We start from the raw sequence: 8787 nt of genomic DNA, 5'->3' as shown, positions 1-8787 counted from the left end.
AGGGCAGCAGGCGCCAGGGTCACGGCTGTATCCTGTTCCGTGGTTGCTGTGTCGTTCACCGCCTCGGGGGCCGTGTTGGCTGGGGCATCGTCATTCTCGATAATCCCGATCGCGCTATCATTGACTACAACCGGACTTCCGAGGGGGTTGCCGTTGCCATCTTGGAACTCGGCACTCGTCAGCGTCACGGTGAATTGTTCGTCCGGCTCGGGTATCGTATCGCCGTTGGCTTGAACCGTGATGGTCTTTTCGGTTTCTCCGGGTGCAAAGGTCAAAGTGCCGCTCTCGGCAATATAATCTTCCCCGGCCGTGGCGGTGTCGTCGCCGGTGGTATATTCGACTTCCAGGGGGACGTACAGCGGCTCGGAGAGCGTTACGGTGTACTCATAGTTCGTGGTGCCGGTATCCCCTTCAACTTGGGAGATCTCTGTCGGCGTCAGCGTCACCGTGGGATTGAAAATGAAATTATTGAGAAGACCCACACCGTGGGCCTCCGGATCGGCGGGGGCATCCGGACCGCTCTGGAACTTCAATGAAAACGATGTGACCGGTTCTGAGAAGAACGCCGTCACCGTTCCTCGTTCGGCCTCAACTCCCGTGTTGTCTGCAAATGCATTTCCGGTAATCGTCGAATCAACAATATCGTAGGTCGGGTTATCCGATGGAATGACTATGGTATTGATTGCATCTCCAGCTTCGTTGAAACCACCCACCACCACCTCATCTTGCCATAAATCACCGTCCGATTTGTCGATATCGAGAACTTGGAAGCTAACCCCTTGAACTTCCTCCGAGAAGGTGACAGTTACGGTTACGCCATCGCCTTGGTTAGTTGGGGGATCGATAAAGAGATTTAACGCGAGCTGAGGGTCGATTTCGGTTCCTGAAAAGAATGCAAAATCGTCCGGGGTAGCGTTGCCATCTAGCTCTTCCACAGTAACGCCTGTATCGGCTGTGACATTGATATCAACGTTGATGCCACTGCCATCGACATCCGCGAAGGTGTTCGTACCCAGTTGACCGTCAGGCCAGTCAAAATTGTTCCAATCAAAGGTTGGAAGTACGTGGGGGTAAGCCGCGATCGCCTTTTCATCGATCGCCAAATCGACTTCAAAATCGCCCGTCTTGACTTCTAAATTCCAGTCCCCACCCAACGCGAAAGTTCCGGTCTGGGTCGCCGATGCCGCGATTTCGGCCCCCGTCAAACGGTGCAGTTTTTCGATCAATTCGGAACCGGCATCTCCCGCTGCTACATTACAGCCGTAGAGGCAGATGCGATCGCAGCGCCAGCGTTTTAAAAGGTCGGCGTATTCGTCCAGGGTATCCAGGTTGAGCTGCGTATTTCCGAGGGTCAAACCGCCCGGAAAACCGTGGGAAATAATGTGAAGGGTATCAAGATCGGGGTGTTCCTGAAGTACCCGGGTGATTTGCCGAATGCCATCTCGACCGGACGGGAGGGCGATCGCTTTGGCACCCGGAACAACTCCCCCGATCAAAATCGATGCATCTTCGATTCCGGCATCGACGACGACCAGAACTCCCCCGTCAGTTTGAGATGATAAATTCATATTTTTTAAAGTGATTTTTTGGTCAGATGTCCCGGCAACGGAAAAATTTTCTTTAATTTTTTCCTGATCTTTATAAGTATTCATGAAAGATGACTGGTAGACACCCAATTACGGCGACGAAAAAAGAGCAAAAAAATACTGACCGACCCCGATAGCGATTCGGGCCGCCGACAGATCCATCCGTAATTTCCTCAATGCTATCAGATCGGTCGAGGATGTGCCACATCTTTTGCGTAAATTTACGGAGTTTTTACAAACGAGGTATACGGACCGAGAATAGCGGGCATTGTTGCGACCTTCGGGACGATCAATCCCCCGCTCCGACCGATTTACCCGGCGCTCCGGTCTGACACCCGATCGCATCAAAGACGGCCATTTATAATAAGTGTTATATGGTTTGTTATAACTCGAATTGAATGCTCAGATGGAAGTCGTCGATCGCCCCCTCCACTTGACCGCGCCACAAAACCGAACGGACCGACACCAATGAATTTCCGTCTTTCGATGACATCAAGATTAGAATTTTTGTGGAGATGGCGATCGCCACATATTTTGATCTCAATCACAAGAGATAACCGAGGGCGAGGGGAACCCCCGCCGAAGCTGGGGACGCGATCGCTTCTACAGTTCTTTCCGGGTCGGCGTTGACTCCAAATCTCCAATTCAAATTGACAGGTGAAAACTCAATAAAAGGGGTACAGCGAACCGCACCCCCATCTCCCAAACCGAGCCCATTTTATTGGGCCGTCAGCAATTCCACGGGCAACTTCTTGAAGGCGAGACGTTCATTTTCCACATCCACAAACATGGTATCCCCCTCGTTGAACTCGCCCCGGATGATCCCTTTGGCGATCTGGGTTTCCACCTCCCGCTGGATGGCCCGCTTCAGGGGACGGGCGCCGTAAACCGGGTCAAATCCCACCTCCGCCAAATAGTCGAGGGCCGCGTCGGACAACTTCAGAGACATCTTGCGGTCTTCGAGACGCTCGGACAACCGCCCCAGTTGCAGGCGGACGATCTGCCGCAACTGTTCGGACTTGAGGGAGTGGAAGATGATGATCTCGTCGATACGGTTGAGGAACTCGGGCCGGAATGACCCCCGCATCGAATCCATCACCAGCGATCGCATTTCCTCGTAGCGGGAATCGTCCCCGGCTACATCCAAAATATACTGCGATCCCACGTTGCTGGTCATGATGATCACGGTATTCTTGAAATCCACCGTGTGGCCCTGGGCGTCCGTCACCCTGCCGTCATCGAGAATTTGCAGCATGACGTTGAACACGTCAGGGTGGGCCTTCTCGATCTCGTCGAACAGGATCACTGCGTAGGGGCGGCGGCGGATGGCCTCGGTGAGCTGGCCCCCCTCGTCGTAGCCCACATATCCGGGAGGGGCCCCCAGCAGGCGGGAGACGGCGTGTTTTTCCATGTATTCGGACATATCGATCCGCACCATCGCCTCTTCGGTGTCGAAGAGATAGGACGCCAGGGCCTTAGCCAGTTCCGTCTTGCCCACCCCCGTCGGGCCGAGGAAGATGAAACTCGCCACTGGGCGGTTGGGGTCCGAGAGTCCGGCCCGCGATCGCTGAATGGCATCGGCCACGGCCGTCACCGCCTCATCCTGTCCGATCACCCGCTCGTGCAGTTCGTCGTCGAGGTGCAGTAGTTTCTCCTTCTCCGACTCCACCAACTTGCTGATCGGAATCCCCGTCCACTTGGAGATAATTTCCGCGATATCGGCTTCGGTGACTTCCTCCCGCAGCAGGGTGCGGCTGCCGGTTTGAGTCTCTTCCAGTTGAGATTCGGCCTGTTGCACCTGCTTTTTGAGGGTTTCAAGGGTACCGTATTTCAACTCGGCGGCCCGGTTGAGGTCGTAGTTGCGTTCCGCCTGCAGGATCTCGATATTGACGCGATCGATCTGTTCCTTGAGGGACTGGATGTGGGTGATGGTGTTCTTTTCCGCGTACCACTGGGCGTTGAGGGTGTGCTGTTCCTCCTTCAGATTGGCCAGATCCTTCTCCAGGCGCTCCAACCGTTCCTGAGACGCCGGGTCACTCTCTTTCTGGAGGGAGAGTTTTTCCATCTCCAACTGGAGGATCTTGCGGTCGATCTCGTCGAGTTCCTCGGGTTTGGAGGTGATCTCCATTTTCAATTTAGCTGCCGCTTCGTCCACTAAATCGATCGCCTTGTCGGGGAGGAAGCGATCGCTGATGTAGCGGGTGGAAAGAGTCGCCGCGGCCACCAGGGCGGAATCGGAAATTTTCACCCCGTGGTGGACCTCGTAGCGCTCTTTGAGGCCTCGCAGGATCGAGATCGTGTCGCCGACGTTGGGCTGATCGATGTAGACCTGTTGGAACCGCCGTTCCAGGGCGGCATCTTTTTCGATGTACTTGCGGTACTCGTCCAGGGTGGTGGCGCCGATGCAGCGCAGTTCGCCCCGGGCCAACATGGGTTTGAGCAGGTTGCCGGCGTCCATCGCCCCCTGGGTGGCCCCGGCGCCGACGACGGTATGGATCTCGTCGATGAATAGAATGATTTTACCTTCGGAATCCGTGACCTCTTTGAGGACGGCTTTCAGGCGCTCCTCGAATTCCCCCCGGAACTTCGCCCCGGCGATCAGTGCGCCCATGTCCAGGGCGATCAGTTGACGATCTTGGAGGGACTGTGGCACGTCTCCGGCGACGATCCGCTGGGCCAACCCTTCCGCGATCGCCGTTTTACCGACCCCGGGTTCGCCGATGAGAACGGGGTTATTTTTGGTGCGGCGGCTCAAAATCTGGATCGTGCGGCGGATCTCGTCGTCCCGTCCGATAACCGGGTCGAGTTTGCCTTTGCGGGCCGCTTCGGTGAGGTCGCGGCCGTATTTTTCCAGGGCTTGATATTTACCTTCGGGGTTCTGGTCGGTCACTTTTTGACTTCCTCGGATTTGGGCGATCGTTTGTTTGAGTTTGGCTTCATCCAGCCTAAATTCTTGGTAGAGGGATTTGCCAAATCGGGCATCTTTAGTGTAGGCCAGCAGCAGGTGTTCGATGGAGATGTACTCGTCTCCGTAATCCTTGCGGTAGGCTTCGGCGTTGTCTAACAGGGCGTCCAAACTCCGCCCCAGATAGACGTTGGTGCTGCTGCCCTTGACTTGGGGCTGTCGTTCGATAAAGGCTTCGGTGCGTTCCCGCAGTTGGGGCACGGATACCTCGGCTTTGTTGAACAGGCTGCTCGCCAACCCCTCCTGTTCCAGCAGGGCTTTCATCAAATGCTCGGTTTCGATTTGTTGCTGCTGGGCTTGTTTGACCAGGTCGGGGGTTTGGGCGAGGGCTTCCCAGGCTTTTTCTGTAAATTTACTCGGATCGGTGGGTTGCATAAGTTTTAACCTCCTCAACTGATGATTTTCTCTAGGAATTTATTTGTAGGGTCAGGTCGTTTGGCTTTTTCTGGCAGTCGCCAGAACGGTGCGATCGCGGCGATCGCACCTCCACGTGGAAACGGAGACCGAAAAATGTCTCGATCGCCGAAATTCCGTCAATTGCCAAGCATTTCAACCAGCCCGACTCTTTTCAAACTGTAGCTTACCGCATCGGAGCCCCCGGTGCTCTCTTCCTCCCTTCCCGGGTACGGATCGCCGAAATGTGGAGTCGGGAGTCGGTATTAGGGAGTCGGGAATGGGGAATAGGAAATCGACCATTTTTCACCCTTAATTTTTCACTTTTAACTTTCCCAAAAAGAGTCCGTCGGCTTCAAAACCCAATCAAATATACTGACTCTTGACGTGGACGGGGAGCCAAACGATGAAGGTCGAACCCACCCCTTCTTTGCTTTTGACGTGAATTCCCCCGCCCAAAATTTCGCACAGCCGCTGGCTAATGGCCAGTCCGAGTCCGGTGCCGCCGAACCGTTTGGTTGTCGAGGCATCGGCTTGGATAAAGGCTTTGAAAATGTGTTTGACCTGTTCTTCGTTCATGCCGATGCCCGTATCCCGAACTTGAAACACCAAATACTGGGTTTTGGCGTTGGGCATCATTTGGGCGTTGATGCTGTTTTGTTTCCACTCTTCGGGGATTTTTTTAGCCCGTTTAACTTGCAGGGTGATGGTGCCTTTGGTGGTGAATTTGGAGGCGTTGCTCAACAGGTTGAGGAGGACTTGTCGCACCTTGGGGAGGTCGGCGTACATACTGCCCAAATCTTTGTCGGTTTTGACTTTCAAAATATTGCCATTTTTTTCGGTCAGGGGTTTGGCGGTGGATACCACGTCGTCGATCAATTGTTGGACGGCGAAATCTTCCAAATAGAGGGTGACGTGGCCGGCTTCAATTTTGGAGATGTCGAGGATGTCGCTGATCATGTCGAGGAGGTGTTTTCCCGCCGTTTTGATCTTGTCGAGGTCGGGAAGAAAGTCGGTGTAGCCCAGGTCTTGGGACTCTTCGTGGAGCATTTCGCTGTAGCCGATAATGGCGTTCAAGGGGGTGCGGAGTTCGTGGCTCATGTTGGCGAGGAACACGCTTTTGGAGCGGTTGGCGGCTTCCGCCGCGATTTTCGCCCGCTGTAGTTCTTCGGTGTATTTGGCGACTCGTTTAATGAGTTTGTTGAGGGTGGCGGTGAGCCGTCCGATTTCCGTATGTTTGTCGGCGGTGACGGGAATTCGCAGGGCGAAATCGGATTCTTCTCCCACTTGGTCGGCGGTTTCGATCATCTGTTCGATGGGGCGGGCGATCGCGCGACTGGTGTAGCTGGCTAAAATGATCGCCATCGCCACCGCGGCGAGGAGGCTGAAAAAGACGATGCGGCGGCTCAGGGCTTCCGACCGCTGCAATTTTGGCGCGGCTAAATCGGCGCGATCGGCGAATTTTTCCGCCAACTGCAGGGCTTCCCCGGACAGGTTATAGAGGTTTGTGGCTGCCTCGGAATTGCCGAATTCTTCCAGGGATTTTTGGACGGCTGGCAGGTTTTCAGAATTCGTTTCGGCTGACTCGGTGAGTTGAAATACAGCCTCGATTCTGTCCTCGTAGATAGCGATCGCGTTGATATAATTTTGGAGCAGATTTTGCAGGGTTTGATAATCTTCCTGAATCTCCGAGTCGGTGGTTTCCGGGATATCTTGCAGGTTCTGGATGTGGCGGTTCAACTCGAAAATATCGGAGCGAATTTCGGAAACCTGCGTCGATAAAGTTTGGGGGTCGCTGACAATTGGCGCCAAATCCTCTTGTTTGTCTCGGAGGTCGAATAGATCCGTGTCCAAATCGACCAAGAGTTGCGCTTTTTCTCGATTCATATCGAATTGTTGCCGGTTCTCGCGGGCGAGAATGGTATTGACGACGAATCCGGCGATCACCCCCCCGACCGCCAAACCCAAGACGATGACATAACCGCCACCAATTTTCTGCCGAATTCCCCAATGGCTGACAAACGGCAGCGACACCCCCGGGGGAGTTGTGGCTGTGGAAGACTGGTGTTTGGGTGAAGTTGGAGGCATCCGTAAGGTTGCAATCAGCCAAAAGGTTTACCTTATTTTAATTCACGTTCCCCGTTCCGAAGTCGCCGTCATTTTAAATTTCAGGAAGTTTTTATGGAGGGGCCGGGACATCCGATTGAAATTTGCAGGCCGACCCGGACGGGGGGAGATTTCAAACGAATCGCACATCGTAACAGCATTCTAGCACCCTGGGCGATCGCACCCCGAATCAATTGTGATACGCTTTGTGAAGTTAGGAGGGAAGGAATGTGTCGGATTTCGCTCCCATTGTAGCTCCGGAATGGCCTTCCGTCAGGCGATCGCAGCTCAAAAAAACGCCCCGATGAAAATGCGCCGTATTGTTATCATCCTCACCGGTATTCTCGTCGGTTTCGCCCTGGTTGTCGGGGTCGGGCTGTTCGCCCCCGCCACCCAATTCCCGCTGTCCTTCCGAAATGCTGACCCCATCCCGGTGATTTTTGACACCGACACCAACAACGAACTCGACGACCAACACGCCCTGGCTTATTTGCTGTTCAACCGTGACATCTTCGATGTCCGGGGCATCACCACCAATGCCACCTTCAACGGTGGGGACATCGTCCGACACGACGAGGAAGCGGTCCGGGTGATGAAACTGTGCGGCGCGACGGACACCGTTCCCCTGTACTCGGGGGCAAACGGCGACTTTGCGGAAATTCGACCCCTCGGAGACGCGGCCGAGGACGGCCGGGAGGCGATCGATTTTATCATCCGCGAAGCCCGAACCGAGCGGGACGAAAAGCTGGTACTCCTGGCGGTGGGCAAATTGACCAACGTCGCCCTCGCGTTTGACCGCGCCCCGGATATCGTGGAGAAGGTGCGGTTGGTGTGGCTGGGGTCCAACTACCCCGAACCGGGGGAGTACAACCTCGACAACGATATCCCCGCCCTCGACTATTTGCTCGAGAGCCGCATCCCCTTCGAGATGGTGACGGTGCGGTACGGCGGAGGCCCGACCGGCGCCGAAGCCGTCAAGGTGCAGCAGGAAGATATCCTGGAAAACGTCAAAGGCCGGGGAATCCGGATCGAAACCCCGGTGACGGGACGCCACGGCGGCGAATTTGACAATTTCGGGGACTATTCCGCCAGTTTATTTGCCAATGCCGAATACTACGGCGACCCCCCCTCGCGATCGCTTTTCGACGTGGTGGCGGTGGCCGTGGTCAAAAACCCCGACTGGGGCGAATATCGGCTCATCCCGGCCCCCCGATACGAGCCGTCCGGTTGGGTGGACCGGCCCGAGAACGAATTTCAAATCGGTTTGTGGGAAAACTTCGATCGCGACGCCATCCTCCAGGATTTTTACCAGTCGATGGCCCGTCCGGCGACGTCGGCGAAAACCCGGTCCAGGGGAATTTTAGATTTTAGATTGTAGGGGCCCCTGGCTTGCACCCCGATTTTAGATTCCCCGGGAAGGAGTTAGAAGTAAGCTCACCCCGGTCTAAAGACGCGGGGCTTTCGCCCTAAGCTGCCGCTACGCTAGGTGAGGAAACCGTCGCGATCGCCGACAATATTAAGAATGATTAAGCAAGGTCTGGGAGCTCCAGGAAGCTTCGGTAAGCAGAGGGAGCTCCAGGAAGCTTCGGTAAGCTCCGGTCGGCTCCGGTCGGCTCCGGTCGGCTCCGGTCGGCAAATTTATAGTCAGATCCGTACAAATTCCCCAATCATCTGAATATGATTTGATCGGGTTGGGGCCCCTGGCTTGCGCCCTCGGGAATTGATTCCCAAGCGGTC

The 8787-nt window shown here is 55.1% G+C and carries 5 protein-coding genes; 1 reads left to right on the top strand and 4 read right to left on the bottom strand.

All coding sequences use genetic code 11. The annotated features are described in order from the left end of the window. From LKE08_RS02690 to LKE08_RS02675, 4 genes are all read right to left on the bottom strand, one after another. Nucleotides 1-1652: DUF4347 domain-containing protein (locus tag LKE08_RS02690; protein ID WP_324702649.1), on the bottom strand; the 1652-nt coding region annotated here is incomplete at its 3' end. Between the two features lie 652 nt (nt 1653-2304). After that, nucleotides 2305-4926: an ATP-dependent chaperone ClpB gene (gene clpB, locus LKE08_RS02685; RefSeq protein WP_324702648.1), complete on the bottom strand. Its 2622-nt coding sequence runs from the start codon at nt 4924-4926 to the stop codon at nt 2305-2307. Nucleotides 4927-4957: 31 nt separating this feature from the next. Further along, entirely contained in the window at nt 4958-5095 is a 138-nt protein-coding gene (locus LKE08_RS02680) for a hypothetical protein (RefSeq protein WP_324702647.1), read from the bottom strand. A gap of 215 nt (nt 5096-5310) precedes the next feature. After that, nucleotides 5311-7032, bottom strand: coding sequence for an ATP-binding protein (locus tag LKE08_RS02675; protein WP_324702646.1), 1722 nt, complete (start codon nt 7030-7032; stop codon nt 5311-5313). Between the two features lie 280 nt (nt 7033-7312). On the opposite strand from LKE08_RS02675, the gene LKE08_RS02670 reads away from it, so the two are divergent. After that, nucleotides 7313-8428: a nucleoside hydrolase gene (locus LKE08_RS02670; RefSeq protein ID WP_324702645.1), complete on the top strand. Its 1116-nt coding sequence runs from the start codon at nt 7313-7315 to the stop codon at nt 8426-8428. Nucleotides 8429-8787: the final 359 nt, after the last annotated feature.

This window comes from Lyngbya sp. CCY1209 (assembly GCF_035615495.1).
Lineage (GTDB): Bacteria > Cyanobacteriota > Cyanobacteriia > Cyanobacteriales > Microcoleaceae > Limnospira.
The sequence above is the reverse complement of the archived record's forward strand: the minus strand, read 5'-3'. Positions and strand labels throughout refer to the sequence as shown.